The sequence below is a fragment of the Nonomuraea sp. NPDC050383 genome, assembly GCF_044459125.1.
Classification (GTDB): domain Bacteria; phylum Actinomycetota; class Actinomycetes; order Streptosporangiales; family Streptosporangiaceae; genus Nonomuraea.
Genome location: NZ_JBITIP010000019.1, coordinates 23,611 through 42,579, shown reverse-complemented (window position 1 = coordinate 42,579; position 18,969 = coordinate 23,611). Strand labels below are relative to the sequence as shown.

The window sequence follows — 18,969 nt, the reverse complement described above, 5'->3', positions numbered from 1 at the left end:
TTGGCCAACTCGCCGGCCAGAAGCCTGTGCCGGAGTTCACGGGTGCCGGGGGAGGTCCAATGCCTTGGTGAGGTCGGACTTGAGGGCGTCGAGGGCGTGGGCGGCTTCGGTGCGGGCCGTCGGTACGTCGTCCGTGACCGGGACCACCACCTCCAGGTAGCACTTGAGCTTGGGCTCCGTGCCGGAGGGGCGCACCACGACGCGGGCGCCGCCCGACAGCGTGTAGCGCAGGCCGTCGGTCGGCGGCAGGCCGCCGTCGCCGCGGCTCAGGTCGTCGGCCCGCTCGACCGTGCGTCCGCCCAGCGTGGCCGGAGGGTGGGTCCGGAGGCGGGCCATGGCGCCGGCGATCAGCGACAGGTCCTCGACCCGGGCCGAGAGCTGGGCCGTGGCGTGCAGGCCGTAGCGGCGGGCCTGGTCGTCCAGGAGGTCGAGGAGCGTGCGGCCGTCGCGCCGGGCCGCCGCGGCGATGGCCGCGACCGTGAGCGCGGCGCCGATGCCGTCCTTGTCGCGCACCGGCAGCCCCGAGCCGGACCCGACGCTGTAGCCGATGGCCTCCTCGTAGCCGAAGACCAGTCCCGGCCCCGCCTTGATGATCCACTTGAAGCCGGTCAGGGTCTCGCCGTAGCGGACGCCGTGGGCGCGGGCGATCTTGCTCAGCAGGGTGGAGGAGACGATCGTGGTGGCCACCATGCGGTCGCCCGTGGTGTGGGTGATCACGTGTTCGGCCAGCAGCCCGCCCACCTCGTCGCCCGTCAGCATGCGCACCGAGCCGCCGGGCAGCGGGACGCCCACCGCGCACCGGTCGGCGTCGGGGTCGTTGGCCAGCACCAGGTCGGCCTCCATGCGCGCCGCCAGCGCGGACGCGAGGTCCATCGCGCCGGGCTCCTCCGGGTTGGGGAAGGCGACCGTGGGGAAGCCGGGGTCGGGGTTGCGCTGCTCCTCGACGGCCGTCGGGCTCTCGAACCCCGCCCGCAGGAACGCGTCGGTCAGCGTGCCGCCGCCGACCCCGTGCAGCGGCGTGTACGCCACCCGCAGCTCACGGGCGTCGCCGAGGGGCAGGGCGGTGATCGCGTCGATGTAGTCGTCGACGATGTCCTCGCCCAGCTCCGTCAGCGTGCCCGGCGAGCCGAGCGGCAGCTCGTCGACGCGGCCCACGGCGTCGATCGCGGCGGAGATCTCGCTGTCGATCGGCGGGGTGATCTGCGAGCCGTCGCCCCAGTAGACCTTGTAGCCGTTGTCGCGGGGCGGGTTGTGGCTGGCCGTGACCATGACGCCGGCGTCGGCCTCCAGGTGGAGCACGGAGAAGGCGAGCACCGGGGTGGGCAGCGGGCAGGGCAGGATCGAGGCGTGCACGCCCGCGCCGGTCAGCACGGCCGCCGTGTCGCGGGCGAACACGTCGGAGTTGTGCCGGGCGTCGTAGCCGATGACCACGTGCCTGCCGGGGCCGAGCACGGCGGCCAGGCCGGCGGCGGCGCGCATGACGGTGACCCGGTTCATGCGGTTGGGGCCCGCGCCGAGCTCGCCCCGCAGCCCCGCCGTGCCGAACTCCAGCTTGCGCCCGAACCGGTCGAGCAGCGCCTCGGAGTCGCCCGAGTCGAGGAGGGCCGACAGCTCGGCCCGGGTCTCGGGGTCGGGGTCCTGGAGCAGCCACGCGCGGGCGGCCGCCACGAGGTCCTGGCCGGCGACCGGATCCGGCCCGGCGGCGGGACCCGGGGCCGTGCCCGGCTCCGGGGTGGGGCGGGGGTCCGGGGTCGGACGGGGGCCGGGTGTCATACGCGGGTCGGATGTCATAGCCGGTCGACGACCTTGGCGAGCAGGACGCCCATGCGGGCGGCCGTGGCGCGGCCGACCTCCAGGACCTCCTTGTGGTCGAGCACCTGGTCCGACAGGCCCGCGGCCGGGTTGGTGACCAGGGAGACGCCGAGCACCTCCAGCCCGGCCTCCCGCGCGGCGATGGCCTCCAGCACCGTGGACATGCCGATGAGGTCGCCACCGAGCGTGCGCAGCATGCGGATCTCGGCCGGCGTCTCGTAGGTGGGGCCGCGGAAGGCGACGTAGACGCCCTCCGCGATGGACGGGTCCACCTCGTGGACGAGCGCCCGCAGCCGCCTGGAGTAGACCTCGGACAGGTCGATGAAGGTGGTGCCGGTGATCGGGTTGGCGCCGGTCAGGTTGATGTGGTCGCTGATCAGCACCGGGTCGCCCACCTGCTGCGTCTCGGGGCGCAGGCCGCCGGCGGCGTTGGTGAGGACCACCGTCCGGACGCCCGCCGCGGCGGCGGTGCGCACGCCGTGGACCACCGCGTCGACCGGCCGCCCCTCGTAGAGGTGGGTGCGGCCGAGGAGGACGAGCGCGTGCCGGCCGGCGCCGGTGCGGACGACGCGGATCCTGCCGCCGTGTCCGGCCACGGCCGGGGCCGCGAAACCGGGCAGGTCGGTGAGCGGGATCTCCGCCACGACCTCCCCGAGCGCGTCGGCGGCCGGGACCCAGCCGGAGCCCATCACGAGGGCCACGTCGAAGCTGTCGAGGCCGCTCGCCGCCTTCAGCGCCGCGGCGGCCTCACCGGCCAGTTTGTACGGGTCGTTGGTCACCTCAGTAGTTTAGGAGCAGCCTGTCGAGCACCCGCACGCCGAACTGGAGCGCGTCCACCGGCACCCGCTCGTCCACGCCGTGGAACATCGACGCGAAGTCCATGTCGCCGGGCAGCCGCAGCGGCACGAAGCCGAAGCCGCGCACCCCCAGGTCGGCGAAGAAGGTCTTGTTGTCGGTGCCGCCCGACATGCAGTACGGCACCGCCCGCGCCGTCGGGTCCTCGGCCTTCAGGGCCGCGATCATCGACTCGACCAGGGCGCCGTCGAACGACGTCTCCAGCGCGATGTCGTGGTGGACGAACTCCCGGCGCACCTTCGGGCCGATGAGCTCGTCGATGGTCTTGAAGAACTCGTCCTCATGGCCGGGCAGGAAGCGGCCGTCGATGACGGCGCTCGCCTGGCCGGGGATCACGTTGGACTTGTAGCCGGCGTCGAGCTGGGTGGGGTTGGCGGTGTGGTTGAGAGTGGCGCCGACGAAGCGGACCAGTGGCCCGATCTTGTCGAGGACGGGCGCGGGGTCGTTCTCGTCGAAGGAGATGCCGAAGGCGGCGGCGACCTCGGTGAGGAACGTGCGGACGGTCGGGGTGAGCGTGATGGGCCACTCGTGGGCGCCGACCCGGGCGACGGCCTTGGCGATCTCGGTGACGGCGTTGTCGGAGTTGAGCATGGAGCCGTGCCCGGCGGTGCCGTCGGCGATCAGCCGCATCCAGCCGAGGCCCTTCTGGGCCGTCTCGATGAGGTAGAGCCGCAGCGACGGGTCCACTTCCAGGGAGTAGCCGCCGACCTCGCTGATGGCCTCGGTGACGCCCTCGAACAGCTCGGGGTGGTGCTTGGTGAGGTGCTTGGCGCCGTACACGCCGCCGGCCTCCTCGTCGGCGACCCAGGCGAAGACCAGGTCGCGGCGCGGGCGGCGCCCGTCGCGGGTGAGCTGGCGCAGGACGGCGAGCATCATCGCGTCCATGTCCTTCATGTCCACGGCGCCGCGGCCCCAGATGTAGCCGTCGCGGACCTCGCCGCCGAAGGGGTCCACGGACCAGTCGGCCGCGTTGGCGGGCACCACGTCGAGGTGGCCGTGCACGAGCAGCGCGGGCAGCGACGGGTCGGTGCCCTCCACGCGGGTGATCACGTTGCCGCGGCCGGGCTCGCTCTCGATGTAGGCGGCCTCGATGCCGACCTCGGCGAGCCGGGCCATGACCGCCTCGGCGGCCGCGCGCTCCCCGGGACCGCTGCCGTCGCCGTAGTTGCTGCTGTCGATCCGGATCAGCTCGGAGCAGAGCTCGGCGACCTCGTTCTCGGCGGGAGTGGCGGCAGAAGTGGCGGCGGGAGTCTCGGCGGGAGTCATGGTGTCCTTTCCAGGGTGAGAAGGCCGGACTTGCGGAGGTGGCCGCGCTTGTGGGCGCGGGTGATGAGGGTGACGTCGGTGCCGGTGACCTCGTCGAGGCCGCCGACGACACCCGTGAGCAGACGGTAGAGGGCGGCCTCGTGGGCCACCGCCACCTGCACGATGAGGGAGTGGGTGCCCGCCGTCGCGGCGCAGTAACGCACGTGGGGGTGGGCGGCCAGGGTGCGGCCGACCGCGTCCAGCCCGCCGGGGCGGACCTTGAGCCAGAGCTGGGCCTCCACCTCCAGGTCGAGCAGGGCCGGCTCGGCCTCGGCGCGCAGCAGCAGGAGCCGGCGTTCGAGGAGCGAGGCGACGCGCCGCCGGGCGGTGGGGACGGAGACGTCGAGCCGTTCGGCGATGGCGGTGAAGGCGATGCGGCCGTCGGTGACGAGCAGCGCGGCGATCTCCTGCTCCAGGGGCGACATGCCGTCCTCGTCGGGCAGGGGGTGGCTCGCGGCGGCCGGGCGCAGCTCGGCCACCTCCTGCTCGGTGAGGTACGGCGCGTGCCACTCGGCCACGGTCCGGAACGTGTGCAGCACGACCTGGGTCTGCGTCTGGAGGACGCCGTCGATCTCGGGCACCTGCGCGGAGATGATGTCGTGCAGCGCCTCGCGCGACGGCGACACGAGCTCGCAGCCGATGTCGGCGACGCCGGTGAGCGAGTAGACCGAGCGGGTGTCGGGCCGGTCGGCCAGGGACTTGGCGACGGACGCGGCCGTGCCGGGACGGACCTGGACGTGCAGGTGGACGGGGCGCCCGTGGCCGGAGCGGAGGTCGTCGTAGATCGCGGTGACGCGTATCGCGCCGTCGGAGATCAGGCGTTGCAGCCGGCGCGCGACCGTGCGCTCGTGCTCGCCGACCGCCCTGCCGATCTCACCCCACGTGGCGCGCGGGCTGACCTGGAGGGCGGCGACCAGCCTTCGGTCGAGAACGTCCACTCAGAGCCGTTTCTGTGTCGGGTTTGTAAATATATGCCTTGCTATTTGACTGTTTCGGTCGTCCAATTGCACAGTAAGCCATACCGCACCTTTCAGCAAAGGAGCCCCTGTGGCGACCTCCCCCGTTGCGCCGTCCCCTGTCGGCATCCCCCGAAGCCGCGTCCGTCAGCTCATGGCGGCCAGCGTCGGGAACGTCGTCGAGTGGTTCGACTGGTACACCTACAGCTTCCTGGCGATCTACTTCTCCAAGCAGATCTTCCCGGACACGGGCGACTCGCTCGTCCCCCTGCTCAGCAGCTTCGCCGTCTTCGCCGTCGGCTTCTTCATGCGCCCGCTGGGCGGGCTGGTCGTGGGCGCCTTCGCCGACCGGTTCGGCCGCAAGGCGGCCATGACGTTCACGATCATCCTGATGGGCGCCGGGTCGCTGCTGCTGGCGGTCACGCCGACGTACGCCGCGGCCGGACTGCTCGCGCCGATCATCCTGGTGCTCGCGCGGCTCATCCAGGGCCTGTCGGTCGGCGGCGAGTTCGCCGCCGCCACCACGTTCCTGGTGGAGTCGGCGCCTCCCGGCCGCCGCGGCCTGTTCTCCAGCTTCCAGTACGTCAGCACCACGATCGGCCAGCTCCTGGCCTCCGGTCTGGCCGCCGTGCTCGCCAACGTGCTCAGCGACGGCGACATGAACTCGTACGGCTGGCGCATCCCGTTCGTGATCGGCGCCGTCATCAGCCTCGTGGGCCTGTGGATCCGCAAGGGCGCCGAGGAGACCAGCACGGTCGCCGAGGACATCCGCCAGGGCAGGGTCGAGCGGCCGAAGATGTTCGAGTTCCTGCTCCGTTACCCGACCAAGGCGGCGCTGATCGTCGGCATCACGGTCGCGGGAACCGTCTCCTACTACACCTGGACGACGTTCCTGCCCACCTACGCCCAGCTCACCGTGAAGTTCGACAAGGCGGCATCGCTGGAGGTCGGCACGATCTCGCTGCTCTTCTTCATGATCCTGCAGCCGCTGCTCGGCATGCTGTCGGACAAGGTCGGCCGCAGGCCGATGCTCATCGCCTTCGGCCTGGGCTTCCTCATCCTGCCGGTGCCGCTGCTCGGCATGCTGTCGAACTCGTTCGCCAGCCTGCTGCTCATCCAGTGCCTCGGGATGGTCTTCCTCGCCTGCTACACGTCGATCGCGGCCGCGATCAACTCCGAGCTCTTCCCGACCCGGGTGCGCGCGGCCGGCGTGGGCTTCCCGTACTCGCTGACCGTCGCGATCTTCGGTGGCACGGCGCCGCTGATCGGCACGGCGCTGCAGGACGCCAAGGCGATGTACCTCTTCCCGTGGTACGTCTCGGCGCTGGCGCTGGTCTCCACCTGCGTGTACGTGTTCGCGCTGAAGGAGACGAAGGACCAGCCGCTCGCCTAGCTCAGGTGCCGAGGGACTTGCAGGGGCGGCCGCGGAGCCCCTTGACGTAGTCGTCGGGGGCGCCCGCCCGCTCCGCCGCGTCGGCCAGGATGCCGAGGTAGCGGGCGGAGGGCAGGCCGCCCTCGTAGCCGTTGAGGACGTAGAACCAGGGCACCAGGTCGCCGTCCAGGGTCTGCACCCGCAGCCGTACCTTGTGGTACAGGCCACGGACCGCGCCCTCCCACTGGTCGAGCGAGGTCTCGTCCACCTCGGGCACGTCGTACAGGACGACGAAGACGTGCTCGTCGGGGTCCTCGACGATGGTGGACAGCGCGCCTTCCCAGCCGATGTCCTCACCGCCGAACGTCAGTCGCCAGCCCTGCAGCCAGCCGACGCCCCGGATCGGAGAGTGCGGGGCGCGCATGGCCATCTGCTCGGGGTCCATGTTGCTGCCGTAGGCGGCGTAGACAGGCACAGCTGACAAGGGTAGCGCGGTGAGGACCGCCCCGTTCGTCGGCGGGCCGGACGATGCGGAAGAATGGTACACGTGACGAAGATCGTGATCATCGGCGGCGGTCCAGGCGGATACGAGTCGGCCCTCGTGGCCGCGCAACTAGGCGCGCAGGTCACGATGGTCGAGCAGGACGGCCCGGGCGGCGCCTGCGTGCTGACCGACTGCGTGCCGTCCAAGACGCTGATCGCGACCTCCGTCCGCAAACAGGCCCTGCTCGACGCCCCGTCGCTGGGCGTCGGCTTCTCCGGCGGCGGCGACGGCGACATCGGCGCGGCGACCGTGGACCTGCCGCTGGTCAACAAACGCGTCAAGGAGCTGGCCCAGGCACAGTCGGCCGACATCGCGGCGCGCGTCGCCGCCGAGGGCGTCGAGATCGTCAAAGCGCGCGGCAGGCTCGTCGACCCGCAGGTGGTCAAGGCGGGCGACCGCACGATCCGGGCCGACGTGGTGCTCGTCGCCACCGGCGCCACCCCGCGCGTCCTGCCGGGCGCCGAGCCCGACGGCGAGCGCATTCTCACCTGGCGCCAGCTCTACGACCTGGAGGAGCTGCCCGAGCATCTCATCGTGGTCGGCTCCGGCGTCACCGGCGCGGAGTTCGCGGGCGCCTACCGCTCGCTCGGCGCCGAGGTCACGCTCGTCTCCAGCCGCGACCGCATGATGCCCAACGAGGACGCCGACGGCGCCGAGGTGCTCGAAGAGGTCTACCGCCGCCGCGGCATGAACGTCATGGGCCGCTCGCGCGCCGCCTCCGTCAAGCGCACGGCCGACGGCGTCGTGGTGACGCTGGAGGACGGCCGCACCGCCGAGGGCTCCCACGCGCTCATGACGGTCGGCATGGTGCCCAACACGGGCGGCATGGGCCTGGAGGAGGCCGGGGTGCAGCTCGACCGGGGCGGCTTCGTCAAGGTCGACAAGGTCTCGCGCACCTCCGCGCCCGGCGTCTACGCCGCGGGCGACTGCACCGGCGTGCTCATGCTCGCCTCGGTGGCGGCCATGCAGGGGCGCATCGCCGTTTGGCACGCGCTCGGCGAGGCCGTCCAGCCGCTGCGGCTGGCCACCGTGGCCTCCAACATCTTCACCGACCCCGAGATCGCGGCCGTCGGCGTGGCGCAGCGGGCCATCGAGGCCGGCGAGATCGAGGCCAACGTCGTCAAGCTGCCGCTCGCGACCAACGCGCGGGCCAAGATGTCGGGCTTCAACGACGGCTTCGTCAAGCTGTTCTGCCGGCCGCACACCGGCATCGTGCTGGGCGGCGTGGTGGTGGCGCCGCGCGCGTCGGAGCTGATCCTCGCCGTGTCGGTGGCGGTCCAGCAGCGGCTGACCGTGGACCAGCTCGCGCACACGTTCGCGGTCTACCCGTCGCTGTCGGGCTCGATCACGGAGGCGGCCCGCCGGCTCATGCAGCCCGAGGCCGCCATCGGCATCTAGGCCCACAGCGAGGCGACGCGGGACAGGATCTCCTGGAGGTTGGCGGGGCTGGTCGCGAAGTTGAGCCGGGCGAACGTGGCCGTGTCGACCCCGGTGTGCTCGGAGAACTCGGCCCCCTCGCTGAGCTTCACCCCGGCCCGGCGCTCCAGCAGGGCGGCGGGGCCGCCGTCGGCCGGCGGCGTGCCGGCGAAGTCGAGCCAGGAGAGGTACGTCGCCTCCGGAGTGTGGTGGCGCAGGTCCCACGGCGAGGCCGCCGCCCACCGCGCGACCGCGCGCCGGTTGTCGTCGAGGGTCAGCATGAGCTGCTCCAGCCAGGCCTCCCCCTCCCGCCAGGCGGCCACGGTGGCGACCCGGCTGAGGACGCTCGGCGTGCCGAAGTAGTCCAGCGGGGCCTCGGCCAGCGACTTCCAGACGCGGTCCGGCCCGATGTGGGCGACGGCGCACCGCAGGCCGGCGATGTTGAACGCCTTGGTGGCCGACGTCGCGGTGATCGTCCGCGCCGCGGCGTCCGCGCCGAGCGAGGCGAACGGCACATGGCGGTGCGGCGAGAAGACCAGGTCGGCGTGGATCTCGTCGGCCAGGACCACCAGGTCCAGCTCCTCGGCCGCCTCGGCCAGCGGGGCGAGCTCCGCGCGCGTGAACACGCGGCCGGTCGGGTTGTGCGGGTCGACCAGGACGATCATCCTGCAGCCCTGCTCGCGCAGCCGGGCGGTCAGCCCCTCGGCCGCGAAGCCCCAGCCCGTCTCGCTCCACACCATCGGCAGGGGCACGATCCGGCGGCCCGAGCGGGCGATGCTCGCCAGGAACGGCGGGTAGGACGGCACATGGATCGCGACGCCGTCGCCCGGCTCGGTGGCGTGCTCGATCATGACCTGGAGGATCTGGATGAGGTCGGTGAACACGCGGGTCCGGCCGGGCCGCGGGGTCCATCCGTGCCGGCCGGCCATCCGCTCCTCGAACGCCTCGACCACCGGATCCTGTCCGGGCCAGAACGGATACCCGAAGTCCTCGCGCTCGGTGACGCGGACGATGCTCTCGCGCACGGCGGGCGGGACCCCGAAGTCCATGTCGGCCACCCACGCGCCGATGGTGGCGGCGGGCAGCGATCCCCACTTCACGCCGTGCCCCGAGCGCAGGCGGGCGACGTCGACGGTCTCGAACGGCCCGCTCATCGGGGGAGTCCCGCCGGCTCGCCGGCCAGGAGGGCGTCGCGCAGGATCTCCATCTGGCCGTGGTGCTGCGCCAGCTCCTCGTAGACGTGGAGCAGGGCCGCGCCCTGGGTGAGCTCCCGGTCGGGGCCGAGGAAGGCGGCCGGCGGGGCGGCCCGCAGCGGCGCGTCCGGCTCGGCGGAGCGCACGTCCTCGGCGAGCTGCGCGCGCACCGCCGCCGCCTGGTCGAGCAGCGGGCGCACCGGGCCCGCGCTGCCGAACTCGGCGTCGCGGTCGCGGTCGACCGCACGCCCCGCGACCAGCGCGCCGGCCCAGTAGGAGACCACTCCGAGGCAGTGGGTGAGCAGCGCGTACGGCGAGTTGGCCCCCGGGAGGGCGGGCCGGGTGTTGGCCAGCTCGTCGCCCAGGCCGGCCACGATGCCGGTCATGCCGTCGAGCGCCCGGCCGGTGAAGTACAGGTAGTCGTCATCGGTGATCAAAGTGGCTCCTGGTCCGTGCGTCACCTGCTTGACAGGTGACGCCAACCTTGCGCCCCTTCGCCGTCACCTGTCAAGATGGTGACGTGAGCTTCGTCTTCGTCAGCGGCGACCTCGCGCTCGACCTGGCCGGCACGCTGAAGTGGCGGCGGAGCGAGCCCGAGGAGCTCCTGCGGACCCCCGCCGACCTGGCGCGATGGGCCGTCGAGGCGGGCGTGCTCACCGAGGTGCCCGCCCTCGACGTCGCGGACCTGCGCCGGCTGCGCGCGCTGCGCGAGGCGGTCTACCGGCTCGCCACCCACGGCATGCAGGGGCTGCCCTGGCCCGGCGACGACCTGCGCCTGGTCAACGAGGAGGCGGGCGGCACGCCGGCCCGGATGTCGCTGACCCCCTCCGGCGTCGCGCGGACCGGGGACGCCGGGGCCGTCGCCGCCGACGTGGCCCGCTCGGCGGTCCGGCTGCTGGGCGGGATCGACGCGCTGCGGGTCCGCGAGTGCGGCCGCGAGGCGTGCACCCGGGTCTTCGTCGACCGCTCCCGCGCCGGCAACCGGCAGTGGTGCGGCATGGAGGAGTGCGGCAACCGCGTCAAGGCGGCGAACTACCGCTCCCGCAAGAGCCGGGCGTCCACGGCCCGCTGATTCCAGCAGCGCGGCGCGCCCGGTAGTCATCCGGCGAACCGTACATTCCGGGCCCCCGAATCGTTGACGTTTGTTGGTATGGACAGCAAACTAATCCACGAGCTGGCGCAAGCCGTGGAAGGAGCCTCCATGCCGTACCGCCCCCCGCTGGTCGCGCACGAGTACTTTGTCGCCGACCCGCCCGAGCTGCCGGTGCGCGAGCACGGAGAGGGCGGCCTGTCCGCGGTGACCGCCGCCGAGCCGGTCGCCGTGGGCGAGGCGGGCGTCATGCTGAAGGCGACCACCAGCGCCGAGGAGACCCTGGTCGTGCAGGTCGGCGTCGCCGGTGAGGGCGTGATCCGGGTACGGCTGAGCGAGGACGCCGACGCCCGCCCCCGCTCCGAACGGGCCATCACGCTCGTCACCCCCGGCACGTACGAGGGGGCCCGGGCCGAGGCGGTTCCCGGCGGCCCGATCGTCGTGGACGCCGGCTCGCTGCGGGCCGAGATCAGCCTGTCGCCGTGGCACCTGCGCTTCACCGACGCCTCCGGCCGGACCCTCGTCGAGCAGGACCGGGGCCACACCGACATCAGCGGGCGGATGCGCACGCTGCCGTTCGGCCGCTCCGCCGCGGGCGGCGCGCCGGCCGCCTATCACGAGAGCTTCGGCGCGGCCCCCGACGAGGCGTTCGCCGGGTTCGGCGAGTCGTTCACGCCGCTGGACAAGCGCGGGCAGCGCCCGGTCATGTGGAACTTCGACGCCTTCGGCGCCGAGTCGCAGCGCGCGTACAAGAACGTGCCCCTGTACGTGTCGAGCAGGGGGTACGGCGTGCTGCTCGACAGCGGCGCCCCGGCGGAGTTCGACGTGTGCCAGTCCACCCACAGCGTCGTGCAGGTCCTCGTGCCCGACGACGTCCTCGACTACTACGTGCTGGCCGGGCCGACCCCGCCGGAGGTGCTCGACCGGTACGACCGGCTGACCTGCCGGCCCGCGCTGCCGCCGAAGTGGGCGTTCGGCACCTGGATCTCCTCGGGGTTCTTCGTGGACAGCCAGGAGCGGGTGCTCGCCCGGGCACGCACCATCCGGGAGCGGGGCATCCCGTGCGACGTGCTCCACCTGGACACGTACTGGCAGGCCGAGGGCCACTGGTCGGACCTGCGCTGGGACCCGGAGACGTTCCCGGACCCGGAGGCGATGCTCGCGGAGCTGGACGGCATGGGGTTCAAGGTCTGCCTCTGGATGAACCCCTACATCTCCCACCTCAGTCCCGCCTTCCTGGAAGCGGCCGACGCCGGATATTTCCTGAAAACGGCGGCGGGGGAGGCGTACGTCGCCGACTGCTGGCACGGCTCGTTCCCGCCCTGCGGCATCGTCGACTTCACCAACCCCGAGGCCGTCGCCTGGTTCCAGGGCCTGCTGCGCCCGCTCCTGCGGCAGGGCGTGCAGGCGTTCAAGACCGACTTCGCCGAGGGCGTGCCGCGCGACGCCGTCGCCTTCAACGGCATGACCGGCACCGACCTGCACAACGTCTACACGCTGCTGTTCAACGACGCCGTCGCCGAGGTCACCCGCGAGGTCCACGGGCACGGCCTGGTCTGGGCGCGCTCGTCGTTCCTCGGCGGCCAGCGGCACAGCGCCCAGTGGGGCGGCGACACCTACACCAGCTACGCGGCCATGGGCAGCACGCTGCGCGGCGGTCTGGCGCACGGCCTGTCGGGCGTGCCGTTCTGGAGCCACGACGCGGGCGGCTTCACCGGCCGCCCCACCGACGACCTGTACGTGCGCTGGACCCAGTTCGGCGCGCTGTCGCCGCTGCTGCGCCTGCACGGCACGACCAGCCGCGAGCCGTGGGAGTTCCCGGCGGTCGAGAAGCACGCGGTCGAGGCGCTGCGGCTGCGCTACCGGCTCATGCCGTACCTGTACTCGGCGGCCGTCGAGGCGGCCAGGACCGGCGCGCCGATGATGCGCGCCCTGTGCGTGGACCACCCGGACGATCCGGTCGCCTGGCAGGCCGACCTGGAGTACCTGCTGGGGCGGGACCTCCTCGTCGCCCCCATGACGTCGCCGGACGGCACGCGCCAGGTCTACCTGCCGCGCGGCGAGTGGGTCGACTACTGGACCGGCGAGGTGCTGGCCGGCCCCCGATACGTCCCCGTCGCCAAGCCGCTGGAGCAGGTCCCGCTGTTCGTCCGGCACGGCGCGCTCATCCCGGTCACCGTCCCCGGTGACACGGTCGGCACGCCGGCCGAGCTCACCCTGGTCGCCTTCGGGGGCGGCGACAGCCGTACAGAGATCCACGACACCGATGGCGAGACCGTCGTCGTGGCCACCCGGGACGGCGACACGCTGCGCGTGGCCGTCACCGGACCGAAACGGATCGCCACGGTCGAGTTCGCCCCGGTGGAGGGCGCGCCCGGTCGGGCCGTCATCACTCAGGAGAGATCATGAACAAGTCGATGGGCGTCGCGGCGCTGGCCGCCGTGGCGCTGGTGCTCGCGGCCTGCGGAGGCTCGGGCGGCTCGGGCGACGGCGGCAAGAGCGCCGCGAGCGGCCAGCCGCGCGTGCTCAAGCTCTGGCACTACGAGACCGCCGACAGCGCCATGGGCAAGGCGTGGGCCGAGGCGGTCAAGCGGTTCGAGGCGTCGCACCCCGGCGTGACCGTGAAGTTCGAGGAGAAGGGCTTCGAGCAGATCCAGAAGACCGCCAGCATGGTGCTCAACTCCGACGAGGCGCCCGACGTCATGGAGTACAACAAGGGCAACGCCACGGCCGGCCTGCTGTCCAAGCAGGGGCTGCTGGCCGACCTGAGCGAGCAGGCCACCAAGCGCGGCTGGGACAAGCTGCTGCCGGGCGGCCTCCAGGTGACCGCGAAGTACGACGACCGGGGCGTCATGGGCTCCGGCAAGTGGTACGGCGTGCCGAACTACGGCGAGTTCGTGATGGTCTACTACAACAAGGAGCTGTTCGACAAGCACGGCGTCAAGGTGCCCACCACGTTCGACGAGCTCACGGCGGCCCTGGACACGTTCGTCAAGGCCGGCGTGACGCCCGTCGCCACGGCCGGCGCCGAGTACCCCGCCCAGCAGATCTTCTACCAGCTCGCGCTGACCAAGGCGCAGCGGCCGTGGGTGGACGCCTTCCAGTCGTACAAGGGCAAGGTGGACTTCCACGGGCCCGAGCTCACCTACGGCGCCCAGACCCTGGCCGACTGGGTGAAGAAGGGCTACCTCGACAAGAACTCGGCCGGGCTCAAGGCCGAGGACATGGGCGTGGCCTTCATGAAGGGCACGTACCCCATGATGATCAGCGGGAGCTGGTGGTACGGCCGGTTCGCCTCCGAGATCAAGAAGTTCGAGTGGGGCCACTTCCTGTTCCCCGGCGCCACCATGTCGCCCGGCTCCAGCGGCAACGTGTGGGTCGTGCCCGAGAAGTCGGAGAACAAGGACCTCGCCTACGACTTCATCGACATCACGATGAGCAAGGACATCCAGAACCTGCTCGGCAACTCCGGCGGCGTCCCGGTGGCCGCCGACCCGGCCGCGATCACCGACCCGAAGAGCAAGGAGCTCATCGAGAGCTTCAACAAGCTCACCTCCGCCGACGGGCTGGCCTTCTACCCCGACTGGCCGGCGCCCGGCTACTACGACGTGATGGTGGCCGGCGTGCAGAACCTCGTCAACGGCAGCAAGACGCCCGCCCAGGTGCTGGACGAGCTCGCCAAGCCGTACGAGGACAACCTCGCCGACATCGGCAACTAGATGCGTGCTCGCACCAAGGGCTACTGGTGGTACCTGGTCCCCAGTCTGGTCCTGTTCCTCGCCGTGATCGTGGCGCCGTTCCTCATGAACGTCGCCACGAGCTTCACCCGCTGGTCCGGCGTGGGCACGCCGCGCTGGATCGGCCTGGACAACTACACGCGGCTGCTGGGCGACGAGCGCTTCTGGCAGTCGTTCCAGCACAACGTAGGCCTCATCGTGGCCATGGCGGTCGTCCCGACGGCGCTCGGCCTGGTGCTGGCGGCCGTCCTGTTCGACTACATCGGGCGCAGGTTCGGCTCCCGTACGGCGGCCGCGCTGCGGGCCGCGTACTACCTGCCGCAGGTGCTGCCCGTGGCGGTGGCCGGAGTGGTGTGGGGGTGGATGCTGCACCCGTCGTACGGCGCGGTCAACCAGATCTTCGGCCTCGAGCTGGACTGGCTCGGCGACCCCGACCTCGCGCTGGCCACGGTGATGGCCGTCATGGTGTGGTTCCAGCTCGGCTACCCCGTGGTCATCTTCATGGCCGGGCTCCAGCGGGTGGACCCGGCCCTGCACGAGGCGGCGCAGATCGACGGGGCGTCGTGGTGGCGCAGGTTCTGGCACATCACGATCCCGCAGATCCGGCCGGAGACGTTCGTGGTGCTGCTGACCTGCACGATCGCGGCGCTCAAGGTGTTCGGGCCGATCTACGTGCTCACGCGCGGCGGGCCGGGCAACGCCACGATGGTGCCCTCGTACTTCTCGTACCTGAACTTCTTCCAGAAGAGCAACGTCGGGTACGGCTCGGCCATCGCCACGGTGCTGGCCCTGATCATCATCGTGGTGACGTTCCTGTTCCTGCGCGTGCAGGAGCGTGAGCGATGAGGGCGGGGCCGGGCCGGTGGGCCGTGCTGGCGGCGCTCGTCCTGCTGGCCGCGGTCATGCTGTTCCCGTTCCTCATCGTGGCGGTCAACGCGGTCAAGTCGCCGGCGGAGTACGGCGCGGAGGGGCCGCTGAGCCTGCCGGGCGAGCTGTACCTCCAGGGCATCGCCGACTTCTGGCAGCGCGTGAACTTCGGCGGCAAGCTCTGGAACAGCTTCGTCATCAGCGCCTCGGTGGCGGTGCTCGCCGTCGTGCTGTCGGTGCTCAACGCGTACGCGCTGGGCATCGGGCGGGTGCGCGGCCGGCTGTGGATCCTCGTGCTGTTCCTCGTGGGCAACACCCTGCCGCAGGAGGCGCTGGCCTACCCCCTCTACTACCTGTCGAAGGAGGTGGGCCTCTACGACTCCAAGCTCGCGGTGATCATCGTGTTCACCGCGATCCAGGCGGCGTTCGGCACCTACCTGCTCAGCGCCGTGCTCGGCCAGTTCCCCAGGGAGATCCTGGAGGCGGCGGCCATCGACGGCGCGGGCCGCTTCCGGGCCCTGTGGCGGATCGTGGTGCCCATCAGCCGCCCCACGCTCAGCGTCCTGGTGATCTTCTTCTTCATCTGGACGTGGAACGAGTTCTTCCTGCCACTGATCTTCCTCATCTCCAACGACAACCAGACGGTGCCCGTCGCCCTCGGCGTCCTGCAGGGCGAGAAGTACATGGACGCCACCATGTCCAGCGCCTCGGCGCTGCTCGGCATCGTCCCGGCGGTCGCGTTCTTCCTGATCTTCCAACGAACGCTCACCCGAGGCGTCACGGTCGGCGCCGTCAAGTGAGCCTCCCGCTCTGGAGAATCCATGCCCCTACGCTTACGCCGCACCCCCCTGCTGGCCGCCCTCGCGCTGGCGGCGTCGTTCCTCTCCGCGCCCGCGCAGGCGGCCGACGAGCCGCCCTTCCGTGATCCGGCCCTGCCGCTGGAGCAGCGCGTCGACGACCTGCTCGGCCGGCTCACCCTGCCCGAGAAGCTGGGCCTGCTGCACCAGTCGCAGCAGGCGATCCCGCGCCTCGGCATCCCGTACCACAAGAACGGCACCGAGGCGCTGCACGGCGTCGGCTGGTCCAACGACCTCGACGACGGCTGGAAGCAGAAGTTCGCGAGCGGCACCGTCTTCCCGCAGGCCGTCGGGCTGGCCAGCACGTGGGACCCGGAGCTGGTCAAGCGGGTCGGCGCGGCCGTGGGCGACGAGGCGCGCGGCTACAACGCCGTCAACCCGACGCTGTGGGGGCTCCAGGTGTGGGCTCCGGTCGTGGACCTGCTGCGCGACCCGCGGGCCGGCCGCAACGAGGAGGGCTACTCCGAGGACCCGCTGCTGACCGGCGCCATCTCCACCGCGTACGGCAAGGGCCTGCAGGGCGACGACCCGTTCTACCTGAAGACCGCGCCGGTGCTGAAGCACTACCTCGCCTACAACAACGAGACCAACCGCGGCGTCACCTCCTCCAACCTGACGCCCAAGCTGAGGAACGAGTACTACCAGAAGGCGTTCCGGGCCGCGATCTCGGCCGACGCCGCGACCGGCGTGATGGCCTCCTACAACCTGGTCAACGGCCGGCCCAACCACGTCAACCCCGACCTGGACGAGGCCGTCCGGTCGTGGACGGGCAAGACGCTCTACAACGTCAGCGACGCCTGGGGCCCGTACGCGCTGACCGAGCAGGAGAAGTACTACGACGACAAGGCCGAGGCGTTCGCCGCCGTGCTCAAGGCCGGCCTCGACAGCTACACCGTGGACGACAGCAACGCGGGGCCGACCGCCCAGCTCCTCTCGACCGCCCTGGACCGCGGCCTCATCACCCAGGCCGACGTGGACGACGCCGTGCGGCACGTGCTGTCGATCAGGTTCCGGCTCGGCCACTTCGACCCGGACGGCGGGCCGTACAAGAAGATCACCAAGGACGTGATCGACAGCCCCGCGCACCGGAAGCTGAACCGCGAGACCGCCGGCAAGGCGGCCGTGCTGCTGCGCAACTCCGGTGTGCTGCCGCTGGCGAGCCCGAAGAGCGCCGCCGTCGTCGGCCCGCTGGCCGACCGCCTCTACCGCGACTGGTACGGCGGGCAGCCGCCCTACCAGGTGACCCCGCTCGACGGGATCAAGGAGCGCGTCGCCGACGTCACGAGTGGCGCCGGGCTGGAGCGGATCGCGCTCAAGCACCTCGGCTCCGGCAGGTACCTCACCGCCACCGGCTCCGGCCCGGACGACAACGTCGCGCTCACCGACACCGCCCCCACCCCCGCCTCGCAGTGGGACCTGACCGACTGGACCGGCGGCGTGTCCACGCTGCGCAACGCGGGCAACGGCAAGCTCCTCGGCGGCGACTGGCGCTCCCTCGACACCGACGACGCCGAGCCCGACGGCTGGTACGTCCAGCAGCAGTTCGCCCTGGAGCGGCAGGCCGACGGCTCCTACCTGGTCAGGTACGCCGGCTACGAGAGCGTCGAGAGCTGGTACGGCCTGCCCGACCCGTACGTGAGCGTGAACGCCGACGGCACCCCCGGCCTGGCCCCGAAGGCGCAGGCGGCCCGCTTCGCCAAGGAGGTCGTCTCCGACGGCGTCGCCGCGGCGGCCGAGCAGGCCCGCAAGGCCGAGGTGGCGGTCGTGGTGGTCGGCAGCCACCCGTTCGTGGCGGCCCGCGAGTTCCACGACCGGGACAATCTTCAGCTCGGCGAGGGGCAGCGGCGGCTGATCGAGGCGGTTCGCAAGGCCAACCCGCGGACCGTGGTCGTCCTGGAGACCAGCTACCCCGTCATCGTGGACGCGCCGACGCTGCTGTGGACCACCCACGCCGGCGCCGAGACCGGCCACGCGGTCGCCGACGTGCTCTTCGGCGACGTCAACCCGGCCGGGCGGCTCACCCAGACGTGGTACGCCACCGACAAGCTGCCGAGCATCCACGACTACGACCTGGTCAGGACCGGCATGACGTACCTGTACCAGCGGGGCCGGCCGCTCTACCCCTTCGGCCACGGCCTCAGCTACACCACCTTCGGCTACCAGGGCCTGCGCGTCCAGGGCGAGCAGGTCAGCGTCAAGGTCACCAACACCGGCAAGGTGAAGGGCGAGGAGGTCGTCCAGCTCTACACCCACCAGCGGCGCTCCCGCTTCCCGCAGCCGGTCGAGCAGTTGCGCGGCTTCCAGCGGGTCGCGCTGGGCCCCGGCGAGAGCAGGACGGTGACGTTCCCCCTGAAGCGGTCCGACCTGGCCGTGTGGGACCACACGCGCGGCCGGTGGGTCGTCGAGACGGCCGCGCACGACGTGCTCGTGGGGTCGTCGTCCGAGCAGGTCCGCGCCCGGACGACGCTCCAGGTGACCGGCGAGACCGTCCCGGTCCGGGACCTCACGCAGGCCACGCGCGCCATGGACTTCGACGGCTACTCCGGTGTGGAGTTCGCCGACGAGACGAAGGTCCGCGGCGAGGTCGTGGCCGGCTCCGCGGGGAACTGGATCTCCTTCACCGGCTCCTCCTGGGGGTCCCGCCTCACCGCGGGCGTCGCCTCGGTGAGCGGCGGCTCCGTCGAGCTGCGGCTCGGCTCGCCCACCGGCGCCCTGCTCGGCACCGTCCAGGCGCCGGCGACCGGCGACGTCTACCGGTACGGCACGGCGAGCGCCACGGTGAAGCCCGGCAAGGGTGACCTGTACGTCGTCTTCAAGGGCGACCTGCGGCTCAGGGACCTGCGCCTCACCCGATGATTGGTTGTGAGTCCAAACTATTGACCTGACGTGAGACGTGTGTGAGCCTCAAGGTCGAGGCTCATGCGCGAAGGCGAAGGCGACGGTCAGGGTCCCCCAGACCTGGTCG

General features: G+C 71.8%; 15 protein-coding genes. 8 read left to right on the top strand and 7 right to left on the bottom strand.

Annotated features, from left to right (window positions below):
* Window positions 1–36: 36 nt before the first annotated feature.
* The 4 genes from ACIBG4_RS34490 to ACIBG4_RS34475 are packed head-to-tail and all read right to left on the bottom strand — an operon-like array spanning window position 37 to window position 4,910.
* Window positions 37–1,791: a phospho-sugar mutase gene (locus tag ACIBG4_RS34490; RefSeq protein WP_397205774.1), complete on the bottom strand. Its 1,755-nt coding sequence runs from the start codon at window positions 1,789–1,791 to the stop codon at window positions 37–39.
* A complete protein-coding gene (locus tag ACIBG4_RS34485) occupies window positions 1,788–2,591 on the bottom strand; it encodes a purine-nucleoside phosphorylase (RefSeq protein ID WP_310708322.1) in 804 nt (267 codons plus the stop codon). The genes ACIBG4_RS34490 and ACIBG4_RS34485 overlap by 4 nt, the downstream gene beginning before the upstream one ends.
* A 1-nt stretch (window position 2,592) precedes the next feature.
* Window positions 2,593–3,933, bottom strand: a complete 1,341-nt coding sequence (locus ACIBG4_RS34480; RefSeq protein WP_397205772.1) for a M20/M25/M40 family metallo-hydrolase — start codon at window positions 3,931–3,933, stop codon at window positions 2,593–2,595.
* Complete coding sequence (locus ACIBG4_RS34475) at window positions 3,930–4,910, bottom strand: Lrp/AsnC family transcriptional regulator (RefSeq protein WP_397205770.1); 981 nt, start codon at window positions 4,908–4,910, stop codon at window positions 3,930–3,932. The genes ACIBG4_RS34480 and ACIBG4_RS34475 overlap by 4 nt, the downstream gene beginning before the upstream one ends.
* A 109-nt stretch (window positions 4,911–5,019) precedes the next feature.
* On the opposite strand from ACIBG4_RS34475, the gene ACIBG4_RS34470 reads away from it, so the two are divergent.
* Entirely contained in the window at window positions 5,020–6,321 is a 1,302-nt protein-coding gene (locus ACIBG4_RS34470; protein WP_397205768.1) for an MFS transporter, read from the top strand.
* A 1-nt stretch (window position 6,322) separates the two neighbouring features.
* On the opposite strand, the gene ACIBG4_RS34465 is transcribed toward ACIBG4_RS34470, so the two are convergent.
* A complete protein-coding gene (locus ACIBG4_RS34465; protein WP_310708318.1) occupies window positions 6,323–6,775 on the bottom strand; it encodes a gamma-glutamylcyclotransferase in 453 nt (150 codons plus the stop codon).
* A gap of 72 nt (window positions 6,776–6,847) precedes the next feature.
* Here ACIBG4_RS34465 and ACIBG4_RS34460 point away from each other — a divergent pair, with 72 nt between their 5' ends.
* Complete coding sequence (locus tag ACIBG4_RS34460; protein WP_310708317.1) at window positions 6,848–8,242, top strand: NAD(P)H-quinone dehydrogenase; 1,395 nt, start codon at window positions 6,848–6,850, stop codon at window positions 8,240–8,242.
* Here ACIBG4_RS34460 and ACIBG4_RS34455 read toward each other — a convergent pair.
* Together ACIBG4_RS34455 and ACIBG4_RS34450 are read right to left on the bottom strand one after the other, a co-directional pair.
* On the bottom strand, window positions 8,239–9,414 hold the full coding sequence (locus ACIBG4_RS34455; RefSeq protein ID WP_397205766.1) for a MalY/PatB family protein: 1,176 nt from the start codon (window positions 9,412–9,414) through the stop codon (window positions 8,239–8,241). The genes ACIBG4_RS34460 and ACIBG4_RS34455 overlap by 4 nt on opposite strands.
* The gene (locus tag ACIBG4_RS34450) at window positions 9,411–9,890 is read right to left on the bottom strand and encodes a DinB family protein (protein WP_397205764.1); all 480 of its coding nucleotides are present in this window, start codon (window positions 9,888–9,890) and stop codon (window positions 9,411–9,413) included. The genes ACIBG4_RS34455 and ACIBG4_RS34450 overlap by 4 nt, the downstream gene beginning before the upstream one ends.
* 83 nt (window positions 9,891–9,973) lie before the next feature.
* Here ACIBG4_RS34450 and ACIBG4_RS34445 point away from each other — a divergent pair, with 83 nt between their 5' ends.
* The 6 genes from ACIBG4_RS34445 to ACIBG4_RS34420 all read left to right on the top strand — a co-directional run bounded on the left by ACIBG4_RS34445 (window position 9,974) and on the right by ACIBG4_RS34420 (window position 18,860).
* Window positions 9,974–10,525 (top strand): CGNR zinc finger domain-containing protein, encoded by a 552-nt coding sequence (locus ACIBG4_RS34445; protein ID WP_397205762.1) that lies wholly within the window; start codon window positions 9,974–9,976, stop codon window positions 10,523–10,525.
* A gap of 129 nt (window positions 10,526–10,654) precedes the next feature.
* On the top strand, window positions 10,655–12,952 hold the full coding sequence (locus ACIBG4_RS34440) for a TIM-barrel domain-containing protein (RefSeq protein ID WP_397205760.1): 2,298 nt from the start codon (window positions 10,655–10,657) through the stop codon (window positions 12,950–12,952).
* Window positions 12,949–14,262 carry an ABC transporter substrate-binding protein gene (locus ACIBG4_RS34435; protein WP_397205758.1) on the top strand — a complete coding sequence of 438 codons (1,314 nt, stop codon included), beginning with the start codon at window positions 12,949–12,951 and terminating at the stop codon, window positions 14,260–14,262. The genes ACIBG4_RS34440 and ACIBG4_RS34435 overlap by 4 nt, the downstream gene beginning before the upstream one ends.
* Window positions 14,263–15,126 (top strand): carbohydrate ABC transporter permease, encoded by an 864-nt coding sequence (locus ACIBG4_RS34430; RefSeq protein WP_397205756.1) that lies wholly within the window; start codon window positions 14,263–14,265, stop codon window positions 15,124–15,126.
* A complete protein-coding gene (locus ACIBG4_RS34425) occupies window positions 15,123–15,947 on the top strand; it encodes a carbohydrate ABC transporter permease (RefSeq protein ID WP_310708310.1) in 825 nt (274 codons plus the stop codon). The genes ACIBG4_RS34430 and ACIBG4_RS34425 overlap by 4 nt, the downstream gene beginning before the upstream one ends.
* Before the next feature lie 21 nt (window positions 15,948–15,968).
* On the top strand, window positions 15,969–18,860 hold the full coding sequence (locus tag ACIBG4_RS34420) for a glycoside hydrolase family 3 C-terminal domain-containing protein (RefSeq protein ID WP_397205754.1): 2,892 nt from the start codon (window positions 15,969–15,971) through the stop codon (window positions 18,858–18,860).
* Window positions 18,861–18,969 lie beyond the last annotated feature (109 nt).

Coding starts and splice junctions, on each gene's coding strand:
- ACIBG4_RS34490 (WP_397205774.1), bottom strand. CDS start 1,791: ATGACATCCGACCCGCGTATGACACCCGGCCCCCGTCCGACCCCGGAC.
- ACIBG4_RS34480 (WP_397205772.1), bottom strand. CDS start 3,933: ATGACTCCCGCCGAGACTCCCGCCGCCACTTCTGCCGCCACTCCCGCC.
- ACIBG4_RS34455 (WP_397205766.1), bottom strand. CDS start 9,414: ATGAGCGGGCCGTTCGAGACCGTCGACGTCGCCCGCCTGCGCTCGGGG.
- ACIBG4_RS34440 (WP_397205760.1), top strand. CDS start 10,655: ATGCCGTACCGCCCCCCGCTGGTCGCGCACGAGTACTTTGTCGCCGAC.
- ACIBG4_RS34435 (WP_397205758.1), top strand. CDS start 12,949: ATGAACAAGTCGATGGGCGTCGCGGCGCTGGCCGCCGTGGCGCTGGTG.
- ACIBG4_RS34430 (WP_397205756.1), top strand. CDS start 14,263: ATGCGTGCTCGCACCAAGGGCTACTGGTGGTACCTGGTCCCCAGTCTG.
- ACIBG4_RS34425 (WP_310708310.1), top strand. CDS start 15,123: ATGAGGGCGGGGCCGGGCCGGTGGGCCGTGCTGGCGGCGCTCGTCCTG.
- ACIBG4_RS34420 (WP_397205754.1), top strand. CDS start 15,969: ATGCCCCTACGCTTACGCCGCACCCCCCTGCTGGCCGCCCTCGCGCTG.